10 protein-coding genes are annotated in these 19,499 nt (G+C 49.7%); 1 reads left to right on the top strand and 9 read right to left on the bottom strand.

The genetic code is table 11. The features are described from left to right. Positions 1-51 precede the first annotated feature (51 nt). From GN277_RS09190 to GN277_RS09150, 9 genes are all read right to left on the bottom strand, one after another. Positions 52-429, bottom strand: a complete 378-nt coding sequence (locus tag GN277_RS09190) for a RidA family protein (RefSeq protein WP_159750798.1) — start codon at positions 427-429, stop codon at positions 52-54. A gap of 102 nt (positions 430-531) precedes the next feature. After that, positions 532-8,388 carry a hypothetical protein gene (locus GN277_RS09185; protein ID WP_159750797.1) on the bottom strand — a complete coding sequence of 2,619 codons (7,857 nt, stop codon included), beginning with the start codon at positions 8,386-8,388 and terminating at the stop codon, positions 532-534. 23 nt (positions 8,389-8,411) lie between these two features. Beyond that, on the bottom strand, positions 8,412-9,656 hold the full coding sequence (locus GN277_RS09180) for a ComEC/Rec2 family competence protein (RefSeq protein ID WP_159750796.1): 1,245 nt from the start codon (positions 9,654-9,656) through the stop codon (positions 8,412-8,414). A 5-nt stretch (positions 9,657-9,661) separates the two neighbouring features. Continuing rightward, positions 9,662-11,824 (bottom strand): hypothetical protein, encoded by a 2,163-nt coding sequence (locus GN277_RS09175; RefSeq protein WP_159750795.1) that lies wholly within the window; start codon positions 11,822-11,824, stop codon positions 9,662-9,664. A gap of 20 nt (positions 11,825-11,844) precedes the next feature. Continuing rightward, complete coding sequence (locus tag GN277_RS09170; RefSeq protein ID WP_159750794.1) at positions 11,845-12,657, bottom strand: hypothetical protein; 813 nt, start codon at positions 12,655-12,657, stop codon at positions 11,845-11,847. Then, positions 12,638-14,848, bottom strand: a complete 2,211-nt coding sequence (locus GN277_RS09165) for a hypothetical protein (RefSeq protein ID WP_159750793.1) — start codon at positions 14,846-14,848, stop codon at positions 12,638-12,640. The genes GN277_RS09170 and GN277_RS09165 overlap by 20 nt, the downstream gene beginning before the upstream one ends. Beyond that, positions 14,848-16,239, bottom strand: a complete 1,392-nt coding sequence (locus GN277_RS09160) for a Hint domain-containing protein (protein ID WP_159750792.1) — start codon at positions 16,237-16,239, stop codon at positions 14,848-14,850. The genes GN277_RS09165 and GN277_RS09160 overlap by 1 nt, the downstream gene beginning before the upstream one ends. Before the next feature lie 274 nt (positions 16,240-16,513). Continuing rightward, a complete protein-coding gene (locus GN277_RS09155; RefSeq protein ID WP_159750791.1) occupies positions 16,514-17,137 on the bottom strand; it encodes a response regulator transcription factor in 624 nt (207 codons plus the stop codon). An 85-nt stretch (positions 17,138-17,222) separates the two neighbouring features. Next, positions 17,223-18,410 carry a sensor histidine kinase gene (locus tag GN277_RS09150; protein ID WP_159750790.1) on the bottom strand — a complete coding sequence of 396 codons (1,188 nt, stop codon included), beginning with the start codon at positions 18,408-18,410 and terminating at the stop codon, positions 17,223-17,225. 149 nt (positions 18,411-18,559) lie between these two features. On the opposite strand from GN277_RS09150, the gene GN277_RS09145 reads away from it, so the two are divergent. Further along, a complete protein-coding gene (locus GN277_RS09145; protein ID WP_159756529.1) occupies positions 18,560-19,489 on the top strand; it encodes an ABC transporter ATP-binding protein in 930 nt (309 codons plus the stop codon). The last annotated feature ends 10 nt before the right edge of the window (positions 19,490-19,499 follow it).

Below are 19,499 nucleotides of genomic sequence, written 5' to 3'. Positions count from 1 at the left end.
AATTCATTACCTCTTTTCTTATTCACTCAAAACCGCAGTCAGTTTCTTTGCTTATTCGCCCACAACTGCAATCAGCTCCACTTCACATTTTACATTCTTCGGCAGAGTCTTTACCGCTACGCAGCTTCTCGCCGGCTTGGATGTAAAATACTTTGCGTACACCTCGTTAAATGCCGCAAAATCTCCCATATCTGCCAGGAAGCAGGTGGTCTTAAGCACCTTATCAAAGGTTGTTCCTGCCTCTGCTAAGACTGCCCCTAAATTCTTGCATACCTGCTCTGTCTGTCCCTCAATGGTGTCCGCCTCTACTTCGCCTGTCTCCGGATTAATCGGAACCTGGCCTGCGGAATAGAAGATTCCGTTGTGCACATACCCCTGTGAATACGGTCCCAATGCTTCCGGCGCTTTCTTTGTTGCTACTACTTTCATAAATCATCTCTCCTTTACTTTTCCCTATATTGTTCTGTATCATACACATATCCTTTTGATATTACCGTCAATTAGCATTGTACTACTACTATAGCCAGATTATCAACAGTTTTTTTGAATCCTAAAAATTAATTCTTTTAAATCTGCCTTACAATACGTTTTGTCACTGACGTCAGACAGGCTAAGATGGACTCTGACTACCCCATCCTCCAATACCTTTTCACTGATATTTTCTTTCATCCATTTCTCAATCTCCTCATACCCCTCCCGAAGGCTTTTATCCCATGTATCCTTAGAAATATCCGGCAGATAGAGAACCGGCAGCCAAAGATACATATCCAAGGCTTCGGCAAGCCTCCTGCCAAAGCTTATCTCCAATGCCGCGCTTCCAAAGTCCTGACACAGCTTTCTGATGCTCTGTGTAAAATAAGCCTCATCGAAGCCACCCATTTCAACGCTTTGTTCCCGCAGGATAAAGGGCTTTAACGCCGACGGAAACCGGACTGGCTTCGTGGTAAGCACAAACTCAGGCGCAATATTGGGAATGGTCTGATTCCTCGCCACCCAGACCGTCGTATTCACCTGCCGTACCGGCCCAAGAGGAAGCCCCTGTAAAGTAAAACGATACAGATAGGGCTCTCTTTTAGCGTCTTCGGGAATCTCATATCGATTCCCCTCTCCTTTAAGCGCTGTCCATTCTCCGCTAACCAACTGCATTTCAACTCCTGCGTCTGCGCCCTCCAGAATCAACTCCTCCTTTTGCGGGTCCACCGACAGAACAAATCCAAAACCATCCTCACCATTATAGGCCGCCTGCTTTCCTTCGTCTACTCCCCAGGAATTCAGTATCTCTCGGCTGGCAGAAAGCATACCCCTAGCCGCGCCCTCCCTTGCATTTAAGATATCCTCCCGCAAAAACATGTATTGCCCCAATGCTTCTGGAAGCGTATAGCCCATCCGAATTTTTTTGGTTTTGTCAAACCGAACCTCAATATTCACCCCATCCTGAGCAGCCGTCCTGTGTGAAAAACAGAAGCGATAATCCCACTCAAGAAGCTCCGTTGAAGAAAGGGCTTCATGCCCCATAAGAACTGGAAGGGACGGAAAATAACGGGCTGGAAGGGGCACATTTACCCGAAGCTGCTTCGTCTGTGGAAACAGATAAGAATAGTACCTTGGAAGTCCTCCCTGCCCGTCCTGCCATTCCAAATCCGTAATCTGAAGCCCTACCTTCCCAGTCACCCTCCTGTGACGTTCCCTCCTGCCGCACCGAAGGGAAAGAGCCAGAAGCCCATCCTCCCGAATCTTTCCCAGAGCCAGGCTTACATCGTTGGTTTTATCCTCCATGCCCTTTGTCTGCTTGCCCTTTGCCCCAGGCTCCCTTAAGCCTTGCAGCTCTCCTGGCACGCCCAGATACGCCTGATTCTTCTTAAGAACTGTCGTAGTCCTGTATACTGCCACTACATCCGTCTGCCTCGCCAGATATAAATTCTGCTTCAACTGCTCAGTAAAAAAATCTACCGCCGCCTCTCTCCTTCGTTCCTCCTGTACATCCCTCTCCACAGCAACCGCCTGAGCGCCAAGCCTTTCGGCAAATTCCTCCTTCATCTCAAGCAGCTCCTCCAATTCCTCCTGCTTAAGCTCAAGCATTGAGTCAGGCCCAATGACCCTCTCAAAATCCTGAAAAAATACGTCCGCCCATTCTTCCAAATCTACATCCGAGTAGCTGACAGACGCCTCCTCCCCCGACAGGGTGTACACCTGAAGCTCTGACAAGGATATCAGATTTTTGCTCAGAGGCGCTAAGGAATAAGCAACGGCCCCTTCTTCAATTTCCCATTCTGGAAAATGAAGATGATACAGCTCTCCCGTACTTCCCAATCTGGCAATCTGCGTATCCAAAATCCCATCCTCCATTGGAGGAACCTCCGCTTTTGCCACGGATACCGCCTGCCTTACCCTCTCTGAGGGAAGCAGGGAGGATAAATAGGAGGCGTCCCTCTCAATCACAAGGCACACGTCAACGTAAACCGCCTCATCCAAAGGACGGGGGACAGACTGGCAAAACGTAACTTGGCGCTTTGGCAGATATCCCTTACGCAGCTCATCCAAATAATCCAACAAATCCTTCTTTTCCTGCTTCTGACGATTTCCCATCACCGTAAGCCAAAGCTCTGCATCCCTTTGCAGAAGTTGAAAGTAGGCCTGCCTGGCAAGCAAAATCTCCTCCTCATCCAGACCATCTTCCAGATTCTTACAGGCAACCGTCACCTGAACCTCCAAATTCCCTCCACTGTCACGGAGGCTGTAGCCAAACCAGGTCTTGGGATAAACGCTCGGAGACTCCAAGGGGTCTGTATAGCCTAATTCCACGTCCATCGAAAGCCCCTCTCCGGTTTCATTTCCCGTTACATCCAGCAATGCAAACCGGATTTTTAAACTCTCATAATCCAGAATCCCTCCATAGGGGTCCTCATCATCAGTAAAACACCGATACAAGGGAAGAATCTGCGTAAACCTCGCCCTCTCTCCTTCTGTCAGAGGCACCACCGGAAGGCTTAACCCACTTGGCGTAAATCCCCTTCCTTCCTCCAAGGGTATGCCGTAATGCATAGGATACGAGACGTTCTGCCTCTCTTTCGCTGACTCTACCCTGCTTAGAAGCATCTGAAAGGGTTGGGATAAAAATGTCTCCGGCTCGTCCATCTCAAGGGAAATCCCTGTATGGCCCGAACGATACACCGGCGTGTCATAGGTTTCCTCTGTCATCACCACCGGACGATGGGAGTGCCTCTGGCTGTCCTCATAATCCACCACAAGGCTGTCAGCCTCTCCCTGTGCGTACAGCAAAAACAAAAGCTCTAAAAATCCCTCTTTTACTGCCTCTTCTGGTACGTCACAGGTCAGAAAATATCCTCTGGAATTCACCCTGGACGCATCCTTAAGAAGCCTTAGAAACTCCTGCCGCTGCCCTGACAGATACGCACTGTTCCTGGCGCCGTTGATCTTGCGTCCCTTAAGCGGCTTTTGGGCCTCCATGCTTAGATTCTGCCGGAACAGAAATATTTCCCCATCAACAACCGCAAGACCGCTTCCTTCCTCGCCAGGGGCATTGGCAGCGCGATAGCACTCTGCCATTTCTACCCGTTCAAGGTCTAAGGTATCCAGTATACCAGCAGCCTCCTGCCCCAGACATTCCACGCCAAACTTACCCTTGGCAGCCCAAGTCAGAGGTACGCGCAATATACGGCAAGGCCGCACCCTGCCCTCAATGTCACGTATTTCCTCCCCCTCACAGACTTCCACCCGATATTTCTTCGGTAAAGTTCCGTTTATCGTATAAATGCGGCGCAAAGGAATTCCTTCCACCTCAATTACGCCCTTTAATTCCAGAATCCGTTGTTTGGTCTGGTAATAGGGCAGCACCTTACAGTCCATAGACACTTCCATAGACGAAGGCGGAAATTCCACGTCCTCTGGAGTCAAATGCATCTGTATCTCATCAAGGTCAAACCAGCCTCCAGCTTTGGTGCTCCTTATACAGTAAATCATTTCTTCTGCCGGATTTTCTCCCTGTACAGAAGCTTTCTGACTGTCAGGCTGTCCCCCTACATCATACTGCTGCTTTGCATAGGTAAAAAGGCTCTCTGTCGCCATCTCTCCTCTATCCTCATAGGCAAACCGCATGCCTCCAAGCACACTCCTTGATACAAAGCCGCTGATGGAATTAAGCACCTCCTCTTTTAAGACCTGCTCTGTCAACGCCGAAAGAGACGCCGCCGGTTCCCCTTTTGGATAATGCTGCAATGCCTGAGACACCACAACTTTGGAAAACAGGTAGAAATAATCACAGAACATCCACTTTGCCATTGGAAGTCCATCTCCCCGATTTCTGGCCAGATTCTCCAAAAGTCCTGTCCCTTTTGGACGCAGCATGGAATAATAATCCTCCATTTTCCTAAGCATTTCTGTAGTAATCAGTGGTTCCAAGGACAGGTCATACTGCTGGAAAATATCTCCGCTCTGCCAGCAAACCGCCGCCAAAGGCAGAATCGGAAAGGGAATCCTGTGTTCCTCCTCATTGGTATCCTTACGCTCCCAGGGAAGGAAACGCACATGAAGATTGTCCGTCAGGAATTCCTCCAAAATCTCCCACCCAAAGCCCCTATCAAATACCTCCGGCCTCGCCAGCTCACTGGCCAGCCATTCTAAAGCTTCAAATGGAATCTCCTCCCCCATTCCAAGAGCAAGACAGCAGCGCCGAAGCAATGCCGCTGCCAGCACTCCCACAGGCGACTCACCCAAGCTTTCAAATTGGCAGCGTTTTGCCGTACCGTCCTGGTATCCATACAGCAAAGGCAGAACGGCAACACGACGCAGCACCTCTCCTCCTGAAATCCCGTTTAAAGAAGCCCTCTCCACCCCGCCGTAGGGAGTCAGCATAGCCTCAATCTCCCTTGGATGCTCAAACACTCTGAGCGCCCGAAAGTCCAGAACATACTTTGGCGTCTCCCTTTTAGCCATACGAACCGGCGTCTCCCAAGGCGCCAGGGAATCCTCCCCCAGTGTAAAGACAGGGTTCCACTGAAAGTCAAAACTAAAATGAATCTTGATAAACAAAATTTTGATAAATGCCCGCACCGCTGCCCGTACCTGAAGCCTAAGAAGGGTCTTCCTGTAGCTTTCAATGGTAAGGTCCACAGTCACGGACAGATTTACAGAAAAACTAATCTTCAAAACCACAAAATCCACTTCCCCATACACAGAGGCCGTCACCCCTGCCATGGCCCTCACCTTAAAATACGTGGCGTCCTTTCTATCACACTCCTGGGGTACATACTGTGCAATAACTCCCTGAAAGATTGCAACCATCTGGATACTAGCGCCAAAACGCACTGGCCCTAAGGAAAAATCTCGCTCAAAACCTGCGCTGATCCCCACCCCAAGCTCTAACACCGTGTCAAAATGCCCCCTTGAAGCCTCTGGCACCTGGGCAGACGTCTCGCCGTGAAGAACGCCCAGATAAAAGCCTCCTTTTCCACTGAAAATAAGATAAGTAAGCCCAAAGGAACGGGAGAAATCGCCGCCATGGGGGAACCCAAGGTCAATCTTAAAATCGCCGTTGGTATAAATGGCAACCGCAGCCTCCCCAAGCTGAAGCTTAACTGCGCCAAGCTCGATTTTTCGGAAGGCTTCCGGCAGGGACAACCTGGCATAGAACATACCGATATTCTCTGTTACCTTGCTGTACAGGACGACAAGCTTAAGCCCCGCCAAATCCTTTGTCATGTCACAGCCTTTGCCAATCTCAAGCTGAAGTCCATAAATGCGGGGATCACACAGAAGCACCGTCACATCAATGCTGTCCATCAACGTAAACCAAAGAGCCGCCACCCAGTTATTCTCTGCATCCAGGACAGGGGCGCCGTCCTCTCGAAGCTGTCTGCGAAGCTGCGAAAGGACATCCCTAATCCCAGCCTCGTCAAATGTCCTTGGAACCTCCACCTTAACCCTCTGGCCAATGGCAAGATAGCGAAGGCGGAACTTAGAATTTCCAAGATTGGGAATCGGCGGATATAAGCCTTTTAAGAAATCCATGACGTAGGGCTCTGAATTATCTTCCAATGCCGCCCTCTCTCCCGTTACCAATCCCAAATCCAGCGTCAGGGTAAAATACTCCTCCTGCCCGTTTCGTCCGTCCCCATACTCCAGTACAATACTCTTTAAATGAAATACCAGTATTTTCAGGTCGATTCCATATTTTACCCGCACAATCCCTTTCGTATTGTCAATCATCACCGACAAATCCTTAAGGGTCACCTGCTTTAATATCCCAAAAGGCCAGGGCAGATACCAGCTTGTCCCTGGAATGATACAATCCACCAGAGCTTCTAACAAGCTTCCAAGATTAATCTCGCGAATCTCAAGGCGCAAAACCTGACTACCGCTCTCCTGCTGCTGCCTTGCCGTCAGGTCAAGCCCCGCCATGCGGATTTCAAAGCGCACCCCTTCCATCTCAAGCGTCCCGTCCCTTGAGGTTACATCACAGAGAGCCTTCGCCAGAAAGCCAAAGAATTCCACCTGGGCAGACAGGCTCATCTGAAACTCCTCCTTACGGCTCCATTTAAGTTCAAACACCGTCTTCGCCTTTAAATCAACTGCACTCCAATTAAAATCAATCTCCGCCAAAAATTCAAAATTCCTGACATTCCCCTCTGAAAGCCTGCTCTCCCTCTCCCCTAGTTCCGTCACATATCTAAAGTGAAGCCGTGTAATACTTAAATCAAATTCGTCTCCGCTTAAAGGATTTCCCAGGAGCTCGCCCACAAGCCCTAACAACGACAGCGGGGTATGAAGCTCTCCTAAAAGGGTCATCACCTGACGTTCCCCCTCCTTAGCATAACTGCCTGAAATCCCAAAAACCGCCCCAAGCAAAACCACCTGAAGGTCAAGCCCCAGACCAAGCCCCTCCGGCGTATAGAAGCCCCATCCGCCGATTCGGATAATATCCAACATCCTCCCTGCCAGGGGGAGTTTCTCCTCTTTCGGTTCTGCAAATGTAACCTGGATGGCATAATAGGATTCAGGAAGATTGCCGGCCACACGAAGGTCAGTAAGAACCAGCTTGGAAAAACCTGGAAAAATTCCGTTAGAAGCCCCTGTCTCCAATTTTCCTTCTGCCTCTCGGTAAAGGCGGCCGATAAAGGAAAACTCTGATAAATCCAGATTTAGGTTCACTCCATATCCCTTCCAATGACTCCGAAACGCCAGTGTGGAAGAAGGCATGGGAGAGCTCTGCAAAAGATCCCACTGAAGCATGAAAGCCGCAGCGGCAGGCTCATCCTGATCGGCAAAAAAAGGAATGGGAACCGCTGGCAAAGGCAGCTCGATTACCAGAGCCACGCCCTGAAATACCTCTTTTTTGTTGGCCGGCCATACTGCTTCCACTGCCACCTCCTTCTGCATCCGTAACGCCACATCCGTAAGCTTTACGGAATCCAGAGAAAGCCAGTCCGGCGGCAAAATCATATCTGTCCGTCCAGACAGGACAGATATCAACTCAAACACACGGCCGACCACAAGACCTTCCCCAAATGAAGCCGACAGATTAAACTGCTGTCCATGCATGTACAGCTTTTCTCTCAGCCAGATTTCGGGTAAGCCAAAAGACTCAAGCTTTAAATCAAACGCACCCTCCCAATACGCCTGGCTCATGTATTCCTCCCAAACGGACACGCCGCCGACCTCCCTTGGCAGCGTATAGATATCCTCTGTGTGGCTTTGAAGGGTAAGCCTGCATCTGGTGGTGCTGATATTCCCCTTCCAGAAGGGAAACTGCACAAGACGCTGATATTCCCCTGTCACCTCATAGGAGACTGGATGGGAAGCGGGAAAAATCCTTCCCTCAAAGAGAATCTCTATGTCTGCATCCGGCATCAGTACCGCGAACCGTCTCCACATTGGACAATCTTTTGTAAAACGAAGGCATAACCGGAAGTTAGCCCCTAAGCCCTGTTCTTCTCCTCTGCCGCACAGGAAGCCAATCTCAGAGGACGCCGCATAGATTCCCTCATAAAAATCCTCCCGCTTGACTGCAAAAAAATCATCCGCCAGCCGGACTCCCGCCAGAGGATAGCACTCATCTAAGGACATAGGGCCGCCCTTGTTCTTAAGGTTTAAAGAAACCGAAATACTTTCTCCCATATCCGGCTCCCCTCCCCTTATCTTAATTATGTAATCCCTCCCGTTCCAGACAACATTCCCCTTAGCGGTATAGCCGTCCCTTCTCTCCCAAAACATTGGCTCTGAAACCGCCAAGGCCTCCATCCCCAGCCTGTCCGGAATCCGGCTAAATACCTTCTCAAGCTCTGACTGACCGTCTCGGATTTCTTTTCTAATCAGAATCTCCGGCTGACCAAAGGCAAAAAGCTCTCTGACCCATTGGTATCTTTGATTCATCCTCCTGATCCTCTCTCTTGTACTTAGAATTCATTCCAGGTAATCGTATAACTTCCCTGATTGACACTGTTAAAATCAATATGCACATTTCTTCTCGCAAAAGGCGTTCCCCACGCGGTAGATGTATTATACAAATTCACCATTTCCTCGATAGGATAAAAATTAGAATTCTGGATTCTTATATACCCGTTTCCTCCATTCATCCGGATTCTTGCACGGCTTCCCGTTCCCTGATAAATGGAATTCACATGGGTAGACGCCGCCGGAGGGGGAACAGAATCCGGCAGTACAGCGGGAGCAGGTATCTGAAAGGGGCCTCCTGGATTTCTCAGAGCCTCCCGAAAATAGTACATGGAGTATTTCCCCGGATGCTTGTACCCCATATGATATCCGGCGCTTACCACAGCCGTCGCCGGCTGATAACGGGTCAGCAGATTCGTAAGGTCTGTGTAATTCCCTCCTCTGGAGCGAATGGAGCTGTCCGAGCCGTGGTGGGGAACAGACATCCCTTTCGGCTCGCCAAGGAAGTTGTTTGCAAATGGCAGGCCGTTAAACAACATCAGCGTTTTTGTGGTGGCATCCCCTGTAAATAAAAAAGAGCTCTCTATCATCCGTACATTTCCATTTAACTGGAAGGAATACAAAAGAAGCATGATAGATCCTGTGTTGATAAAATCCGCAGCCCTTCTAGGGGGCGGATTGTACAAATTCTGGGCATTTGCCAGCAATATCTTAAAGCACACATTGTCCTGATTCCCTAATACCCATACACCATCCTCGTTCAGATAAGGGTCGGGGCCATTCTCGGCATACCCGTTAAATTGATGGAAAATATTGTTGAAGGTGATTCCTCCTGCCGCAAGCTGCCCTAGCAGTATTCCAATATTATTTCGGTTTGCATCCTCCCCGCCGATAAACAAATCCTCAATCACGGTTCCTGCCCCCAGATGGCGAAGCAGGGAGTAATGGTCGTCGTCCAGATGGCTTATGGATACCGCGTCGATTACGTTCATTCCCCGCAGGGCCATCAACTGCTGAACGTACTGTACAGAGAAATCGTTCGCCATTCCCGCAGAGCCCTGACATCCAAAATCAACCAGCATAATTCCCACAAGGGACGCGCCCACAGGCAGCGCAGGCACCAATGCGCCTCCGGCAGCGGGAATCGGCGGCACAGGCATAGTTCCGATCAGCCCGTCATAGATTTCAACCACTCCCGCCATCCCCTGATTGACATTGAGGAAGCTGATTCGTACTGTATAAGCCACTTTCTTCACTCTCCTTCGCAAAAAGACCCGTACCACCCCAAGGTCTGATTCTCGTCTGAAATTAAATACATATCATGATTGGTCTGTGGAAACCGAAGCCCCAGAAACCTTAGAGCAAAATTGCGAAACCGGAAATAATATTCCATCCCGCCTGTTTCTTCCCTCTCTCTCGACTTTAGCTCAACGCCCCCAAAGCCCAGGGTCAGCACGCCTTCTAAGGGAATCTCCCACCCGACAGCATTTCCGTTTGCCAAAAGCCGTATCCCTGTGAAATACTTAGGCGTCCCACACAAAAAACTCCCGTCCGCCCCCTTAATTTCATCCTCAGGAGAGGGCTTCCAGGCGGTCAAAAGCTCTAAGGCAAGGGAATACTGCTTTACCAGGCTTCCCATGTTCCCAAGGTCAATCTGCCAAAAGATTCCATACCACTCCTCCTCTATCCCGCTTACCTCCCTTGATACCTTAAGTTCTGCATAGCCCGCCTGCATGGGCGTTCTACCTCTGACATAGGAGATTCCTACAGGCTTTAACGGGAAGCACTGAGCAAAGGAATGCTCCCGTACTGACGCCTCTGACAAATCGAATTGGAGGCTTTCCATATTTACCGTAAAATCATTTTCTCCATCCCTCATATCCAGATTAACCGCCAAGCCATGATACCCAATCCTGTCATAAGAGTAGAGATCCATTTTACCCATATCGTCAAATGTCATGTCTCCATTAAGGACAAAGCTTCCCTTCTGACCGTTTGCCTGCAAAGCGCCGCCGTTTACCAGAAGGCGGCATAAGGCGCAGCCGGAAACAGTGTAGCTCTGCTCCTGCCGAAGCTTAAACACATAATGTCCCCCGCCTTCCTCCCTCTGGTAATATCCGTCAAAAACCAGATTATTACCTGTCTGGCTGTCCTCTCCTGCCTCCGTTCTGCCGCCAAAGATTCGATTTATGAGAAGCTCTGCGCTGGCAGAGAAGCTTTTTGTCCTCCCATTTTCAATCCCCACCCCCAATTCAAGGACTTTGAACCCAAATTCCCTCATATCCGGATAATACTGATGAGCCATATCCTGGTAATCGATGAACGCCTGCCATGTCCCTGACGCAGAGCAGGCCGCATACAATCCCTGCAAAAGCCCTACGCCCAGACCTCCTGCCAGAAACCCAAGCTCAGACGGAAGATTATTTACGTCCACCGGCACATGGAAACACAAAAGGCCCTGCCATTTGGAATCTGTCAGTATCCGAAGAAGCCCTGCATCCTTCAATTCCCAGGCCCTCTCCTTAGCCCTAAGGACAGACCTTTGGGCCAGGTCAATCTGTTTCTTATCGGGTATAAGGCTCCAGCACAGAGGCTCCTTAATCAACTCCAGGACTGAAGAAGCGACACCCATCTTTACCAGAAATATACAATCCTTCTTCCCCCAACTGCCCTCTCCCATCCGAAATGTCCATCCGTCCAGCTCCACTGTAAAATGGTCGCAGGCATTAAGCAAAGCCTCCGAAACCTCCTGTTCCTTCGTCCGTTCTCTTACTGCGCGGCACAATTCCTCCTTAGTCAGATAAGTCGTCCCCACCAACTCCTCAAGCTGCTTACCATAGGGATAACCTCCTTTTTCCGCCCTTTTTAGGCACTCCCTGGTTATGGAATAGGGAGTGCCTGCAAGCCCTGTAATCTGCCGGACGCTTGCCAGAACGAGAAACAGCTCGTTTGTCTGAACCGCGGCCATCAACCTCCTGTGAGGAAGGGTAAATGCCAGACCAGGAAAAGGACAGCCAAAGCTTAAAAGGGAGATCCACTTGACCCTCCCTGATTCAAGCCATACCGCCATGCCGCTTCTGCTGATGAGTAACTGCCCCTCTCTATCCTCTGCAATTCTTATGCAGCGTGAAGGCAAAGGCTCCTCTCCCGCCTTCATTTTCATGCGGTTTGGCGCAAACTCCCCCGCGCCTTCCTCCACAGCTAAGCGCCGAATGTTGCCAAGACAGTTCTGCTCAATGAACTGAGCCACCCCTGCTAAAGAACGGCATCCACTAAACGGAAACACCGAAAGAGGTCCCTCCTCCGATAATGTAAACGCCGGAAGCTCGCAATATCTGTAAACTCCCTCTTTTGCCTTGCAAAAAAAAGGTGCTTCGCTGCTCTGGGAATAATATTGCCCCCCCAGGCATGGCAAGGTAAGCCGTCTGTCCCCGCCTATCCAACTGCCCTATCCCATACCATGCAGGCTGCCCAGGTACAAAGCAAAGGCAAGCTCCCCCCTGACATTCCCACATACTCTGTGCCTGACATTCCTAACTCAAGCTTCTTTACACCATATCCATATGCCCTTCCCCCTGGCGCTAAGTAACACCTTCCTTCTGGTTCTGAAGCCCGCTGAAAGACCAATGGAAACCCTGCCGGAAGCTGAAGGGAAAGCGCATCTCCATAGACAGATGTAAAACTGCTTTTCACCTCCAAAGTCTCCTGCAACTGAAATATGGTTTCCTCCTGTACCAAAGGAGAAAAACACACCCTAAGCGCCGCGCCGGAAGGAAGCTTAAACACCTCTCCTCTGACCTCAACATCTCCCCACCGTCTCAGAAAGGTATCCCACCCTCTGGTAAAATACCGGATTTCCGCAGAAATCCCTTCTTCATCCAATATTGTAATTTCAAACAGGAACCGTCCTCTTTCATCCAGCGAAAGACTGACTCCTGAAAAGAGCTTCTCCTCCTTCCGGAAAGAAAAGCCTCCCTGAAGTCTTCCGCCATTTTCCTGCCTGTGTATCCTGCTGCCTTTATGCACCACAAGCGTCCAGCCCCCATAAGAAAAAGCCGTATCCCTCTCTAACCTCTCACCTGTAAGATATAACTTCTGTATCCTCCAACATCTGTACTGCGAAGAACGGTTGTCTACCCACAGATAATCCGGCGTCCGCCCATTTAAAAGCCCCTGAAGCCGTTCCAAAAATCCACTCTCATCTTGAATCGGAGATGAAGTAAAGATTCTATCCAATAAAAGCCCCATCCTGGCTCACCTCCATTATATCGCCGGAAACCAGACACATACTCCTAAGCTCATCCCCGAACACCGGACAAGGCCCAAAGGAGGTCTGACGCCAAAGTGCGAGCCTTCCCTTTGAAATTCCCAGTGCATCCGCCATATCCCCCGCGGTGGTTCCCATGGATACCCACTGTAAGACCTTATTCACCGTTACCAAAATCCTCACGCGGATGGTAGCGCGCCCCCGCAAATCGGCAAGGGAAACCTCCTCCAGCCGATTTGGCAGCTCTTGGCGCCGCATTGCCTGGGACGCATTTATTAGTGCAGGAAGGCTCTGGCCTGCCGCCAGACAGATATTGTGGAAATACCGCATTTCCCCCTTACTGTTTCTCCCCATACGCTCAATTGGATAGAGCAGCCGCACAAAGGGCGCCGCCATCCCGTCAGCCAGAAAATCCGCCACTCCCGCCCCGCCGTCTAGCTGTGCCTGACTGTCAAGAGGCCCAGACGCCGGAATCACATAGGAGGAGGCCTGAGTAAATCCCTGAATAAACGGCTCTAACACCACCCTTCCGTTTCTTAAAACCACCTGGCAGTCACAGGTTCCGGTTCCCACATAACCATTCCTGTGGGATGCATCTACCGTTCGATCAGACCCAGCATCCCCGCCTAATCTGTCGGATATTCCTACGGGCTGACCGTCCTCCAACAGCATCCTCTGATTCTCCGGTATATTCTGGTAAATAGCATACTCGATCGCCAAAGACAGCCCAGCCTCCAAATCCACTCTCCCTTCGCTCACCCGATATCTGTACCGGAACGCCAGAATATCCTCTGCCCGCAAAGGCGCATGTTCAAGAACCGCCCTGACAAGTATTTCCATGGTTTCATAATCTTTTGCACAGCATCCCAGCATTTCCTCGAACTCATCATAAACGCTGTCGCTGCCAGAGACAAGCCGTTCTGTCAGAAGCGGCTCTATCCTAAGAATACTTTCCAATTCCCCCTGCGTCACCCAAAAAATCTCTCCCTTGTCATAGCCCTCAAGCCACCTTCCAAGAGGCACCGTCACCCTTTCCTTTAGAACTTCCTCCCTTACACGGCACAGGCTGTAAAAGGTATCATTTCCCTGCTTTATACTTAAAAACCGCGGCAGGGCTGTTTTCACATGAAGGGAGGGCCCGTAAGAAATTCCCTGACACATTCGGACATCTATCTCTGTGATTCCGCCAGAAAGGCGTATCTCACTTTCCGACACCAGCCTGTCTTGGCGCCCTTCTGTAACCTCATACTGCATCTCCTCTCCAAGACAGACCACCGTTTCCTCTCCCGAAGCCCTCACACTCTGAACCTTCGGCAGACCAAGAAAAAGCGGATACTCTGGGCCAGGGGCCGACAGGCCTTCACCCTGTTCTCCTGTGAGATAGCGCAAACGCAGAGTATAAACTCCCGACGGGTCTAGTCCCTCACCGGACAAATCCCACCAAAAGCTTAGTGTATTGTTCTGTTCCTCTGCCGTAAGCCTTGCCGTAGCAGCCACCACCATCCCCCTTCGGATTTCCGTCTGTATAACCGTCTCTTTTTCAAAATCTCCCTGCCCTACAAGGACATTTTCTGAAACCTCTAGTCTTATAACCTCCGGTCCCCGAAGCAGCACCTGCGCGCCGGAAAGCTCTGGCCCGCAGATATCCACACCGTCGATACGGCTATGATAAGCCAGTGACAGACAAGCGCAAGCCGCATTTCCCCAGATTCCAAGCTCAGGCAGACGCACACCGCAGGCCGGTAAATCCAGAGATATTTTGGCGCCTTCGTTTCCCACCGCCAACTGACGCGCCAGGCTGTAATCGCTGGTTTTGGTATCCAGCATCAGATAAACCAAGCCCCTCTCCCCCAGTTGATACCCTTTAAGGCAGGGAGTATGAATAAACACCCTCACCACGTTGCTGGCAATCTTCTGGGCATCCACCAGATACAGGTACAGATACGTTACATCTGCTAAAAGCTCTTTTTCGCATCGAACCACGCCGTCCAAACCATGCCACTCCTTCGACACCGCAAGCCGCGCCGCCTCATTCTTCGTATCCCTGGTATTGCTAAGCACAACCAGAATCTCGCCGCCCATAAAGGCTTCCTCCGTAAACGCCTCACAGACATAGGTATCCCTGTCATAGGAAATCTGCACCCGCGAAATATCCTCAACACTTCGTCCCATTATGCATCCCCCTTAAGCATCTCCATAAAACTGTCAAAGTCCTGCCGCCATTCCTCTGCAATCTTTTCCCTCACATTTTCGCCCTTATAAGAATTCTGGCGCCTCATATCTCCGCTGGCGATTCCATTTGCGTAAAAGATCCCCTCCTCCTCCACCTCAAGGTTGTAGACTACAATCTCGCCCAGGAAGTCCGCGTAAGCCTCCGCAACAGGAAGAAAGCCGCCCTCCCTTGTCTTGACAAGCGTTCCTTTCTTAATCTCGTTGGCAGCCATCATTCCCTCCTTTGTAATGAATGGATGGTTGGAAGTGGCCATAACCTTACGTCCGTCCTCAAGCCTGATTACAATCACAGGATTCTTTTCTGTTCCCTTCCAGGTATTACACACACGCCGAAATCCTCCCTCTGACTCTACCATGTGGCCTGTACGGATCTCCTCAATCGCCTTGTCCCCTTCTGCCGTTGAAACCATGGTCCCCGCCCCAAGGCAGCCCCAGCAGAAGCGAAGCATAGGCAGGTTCGAGACGCCCTCCTTATTGGTAACTAGAAACGTATGCCGTTTTTCCCCCATATCCTCCAACAGACATATGATCGACAAGGTGTAGGAGACAAAGCCTGTGTTTGATTTCAAAAGGTCAGAGATTTGCCGCCTCCAGTCCTCCACACCTCCCCACTTAATCCCCTGTTCATGGAAATCCACCTTGCTGATAAAATCTGGATACTCCACCAAGTCATTTTCATTTTCCAGAATCAGGCTCGCGCTCAAAATCTCTCGCACCCCATGCCCTAAAGCCGACGCCGTACCTTCTGATTTGCACATGAGGTTATGGCCGTTTGGATACTTATAATCCACGTATTCCCCATGCTCAGGACTGCGCCAGAAATAATAATTGATATAAGGGTCTTCCTTTGGGTGTCCCTCCTTCCTGCAAGGATGTGCGATATGATATTCATTTTGGAGCAGGTCGTACTCTGCCAGGTCGTACTCCTGGGTCTTAGTGATCACGCCGTTATCCTTTACAATCCCCCACTCAAGGCACACCTTACAGTCCTTTTGGGCCTCCTGGCTAATCTTAAGCCCCATAAGCAAGCCGTTCTTCTCTCCCCCTCTGGTAAAAAATACCACCTGGCGGTTCTGGTCTAAGACCTCTCCCGTACTTTTTCTCACAGCCTTTGCCTCTATGTGGAGATAACCGGAGGTGTGGCGCTCCTTAGTCACGCCTTCAAACAACAGAAATTCCTTCTCCTCCTTTGTAACCCCCAGAAAAGTTGTCCGGACTGCATCCTCTGCGGCCATGGCCCTTCTCATTTTCATTCCTCCGGTATTTTTAAGCGCCTCATATGTCCTTGGGAATCTGAGCTTTAAACTTTCATTATTCTGGAATACGTCCATTATTTTTTCTCCTTTCGCCCTTTTTGCGGATATCTTTTTGTATCATAGAGCTTGCCTTATCTTTCGTCCTCACACATATTTTTTATTGTATCATATATTTTGGGGGAAATTTCAGACAAAATCCTTATTATCAAAATATTATCGTTGTAAATCGACACATTTGAATATAGATTCTAAATTTTCAGAAATTAATGTTTACATAAAAAAACACATTACTCCCTATTACAGAAATAACGTGCTTCCTTTACTATCTTCCTGCTTAGCCAACCGCTTTTTAGCGAATTGCCTTCAAATAATACACCGCCAACTGCGTGCGGTCCCGAAGTCCCATTTTCTCCAGAATATTGCTGATATAGTTGCGCACCGTCCCCTCGCTTAGAAACAGCTCGCCTGCAATCTCCTTGTTGCTAAGCCCCTCCGCCACCAGGGAGATCACCTTCAACTCCTTTGGGCTAATCTCATAGGCCCCCCAGTCAAAGGTTTTCTTCTCCTGTAAAAGCTGGGGAATCTTGGACACAATCTCTGTCCCAAACACCGTCTGGCCTGTACACACCGCCCGAATGGCCGGAAGAATGCTCTGGTAATCCTGCTTAAGCAGATAGCCCTTCACCCCGTATTTTAACGCCTTCACAATGTACTCGTCATCGGCAAACGTTGTCAGAAGCAGTATCTTCGCCTCTGGATATTCCTCCACAATCTGTTTTGCCGCGTCAAGTCCGCTGACATGCCGCATCCGGATATCCATAAGCAGTACGTCCGGCAAATGCTTTCGATATAACGCAAACGCCTCGCTGCCATCCTGTCCGGTGCCCACAACCGTTACATCCTCGCCCGCCTCCAGTATGGTCTTAAGCGCCCCTGCCACCAGCATATCATCATCCACGATTACAATCTTCATAAAGCCATCCTCTCTCTAATTACAGCCAATTTCTCTGCCTTTGCTGACATTCTCCTGTATTCCGGTAAAATCTTGTTATCTTCCCTTATGTCTTCTTCGGTACAGTAATATAGATACGCCAGCCGCCCTGGGTCCGTATCTCCATATTACCGCCAAAGCCGTCCACCCTCTCCTTCATGTTGCGGATTCCGATTCCTTGGCTTCCCTCCTGGTTCTTAGCCGGATACCCCTTTTCTCCTTCTGCCGGACACCCCGTCCCATTATCCTCTATAATCAACTGATATAACCCCGGATGCTCCCTTGCAACTACCTGCACCCATTGAGCGTCACTGTGCTTCGTCACATTATGCAGCGCTTCCTTCACAATCCCAATAAAACCATATCGAAGCTCTTTTGGCACATCATATCCCATGTTATACTCAAGGTCCGCCTGACAGAAGGTAAATTCCCCTACCAGGCTCTCCAAAGCCTCCTTCAGATTAATGGCCTCGTCATGGAGATCATGAACACTCTCCCGTACATTGGTCATTGCCCCATTTAAGGTATCCTCCAACTGACACAGCATGTCCTTAAGATTCCCTTCCCCGTGAACCGCCTTCATAGCGCCCACCAGCAGAATGGAACGAGACAGCATATGCCCCACATTGTCGTGAATCTCCCTTGCAATCCTATTCCTCTCTCTGAGAGTCGCTGTATAGACCTCGTAATCCTGATTTTCCAGAATACTCTGGTTCTTCTCACGAAGCAGCAGATTCTTCTCCACACTGTCATCCCTGATTCTGCGAAACTTCTCATCCAGCAGGTTATATTCCATAGTCTGATATTGGAGCAGGCCCGCAACCACACAGCCCACTGCAGTAAAACACACCGAAGACCTCTTAGAGGCCACATAAAAAGAAACGGCAAAGCAGCAGACAGTCACTCCCAGTACATAATTGCGCTTATTCAATATATCACAACCGTCACCTGCCCCGCAAGCTGCCTCTCCCTTTAGTCCTTCTGCCATAGAAGGCTTGGCGGATGGTTGGACTACGTCCAACAGGGTATATAGGACAAGAGGCGAAAACATTAAAAAATGGGGACATACTAAGGATAAAGAAAGAAACACAACCGTCGCCCCAAACCGTATCCCCCCTGACCTTGCCAGACAACTGCCGCATGCGTACACAACCGCCCCAAGAGCCGATACTACAAAAGGAACATTAACCGGCATGAAAACTGCCGCCACGAGACAATATATCCATAAAACTGTCAAATCTAACGCACGCTTCATTCCATTTCCCCCTCCTTTGGCTTAGGCGGCATATTCCTTCTCATTACATTTGTCACATATCCTTCTGACACCTGACACTACCATTATAAACGTCTAAACTTTATACTACAAGTATCAAATAAGGAGGCGATTCTATGCAGTCAACCAATATCATCCAGATTGAGAACCTGGTAAAAAGATACCAAAACCTAGTGGCCCTTGACCACTTGTCTTTAGACATACAGGAGGGGGAAATCTTCGGACTTCTCGGTCCCAACGGCTCAGGCAAAACCACAGCAATCAACTGCCTGCTTGCTCTGCTTAAATACGACAAAGGCACCATCACTATTTTTGGCAAAAATATGCAGCCAAACAGCTATGACATTAAAAAACAAATCGGCGTGGTGATGCAGAATGTAGCAGTCTTTGAACAAATGTCTGTCCGCGAGAATATCGACTACTTCTGCGGCCTTTACGTCCGCGACAAGGCAAAGCGGGGCCAGCTTGTTAAGGAGGCCATTGCCTTTACGGGACTTGAGGATTTTACAAAAATGCGCCCTAAGAAGCTCTCAGGAGGCCTTCTCAGACGCCTTAACATTGCCTGCGGCATCGTCCATAAGCCAAGGCTGATTATCATGGATGAGCCTACGGTGGCCGTAGACCCTCAAAGCCGCAACAAGATTCTGGAGGGAATCGTAGAGCTGAATCGTCAGGGCTCTACCATTATCTACACTTCTCACTATATGGAGGAGGTAGAGCAAATCTGTACCCGCATCGCCATCATCGACCATGGGCATGTGCTGGCAACGGGTACTACTGAAGAATTGAAGAAAATGATTAAGACAGGGGAAACCATCACCATCGAGGCCATAGCATTGGATGAAGCTCTGCTTGCCAGAATACGGGGACTTCCTCACGTCTTTGACCTAAGCTATGAGGACCAGATTTTAAAAATCAAGCTGGGTACTGCCAGACACAATCTGGTGCGCATCCTGAATTATTTACAGGAAAAGGACGTAAGCTTCGGCCGCGTCTTTTCAGAGCTGCCCACTCTCAACGACGTATTCCTTGAGATTACGGGCAAAGAATTAAGAGATTAGGAGGGATAGG

This window comes from Sporofaciens musculi, from assembly GCF_009830285.1.
Lineage (GTDB): Bacteria > Bacillota > Clostridia > Lachnospirales > Lachnospiraceae > Sporofaciens > Sporofaciens musculi.
Note: the sequence above shows the minus strand (reverse complement) of the source record. Positions and strands in the feature narration are given on the sequence as shown.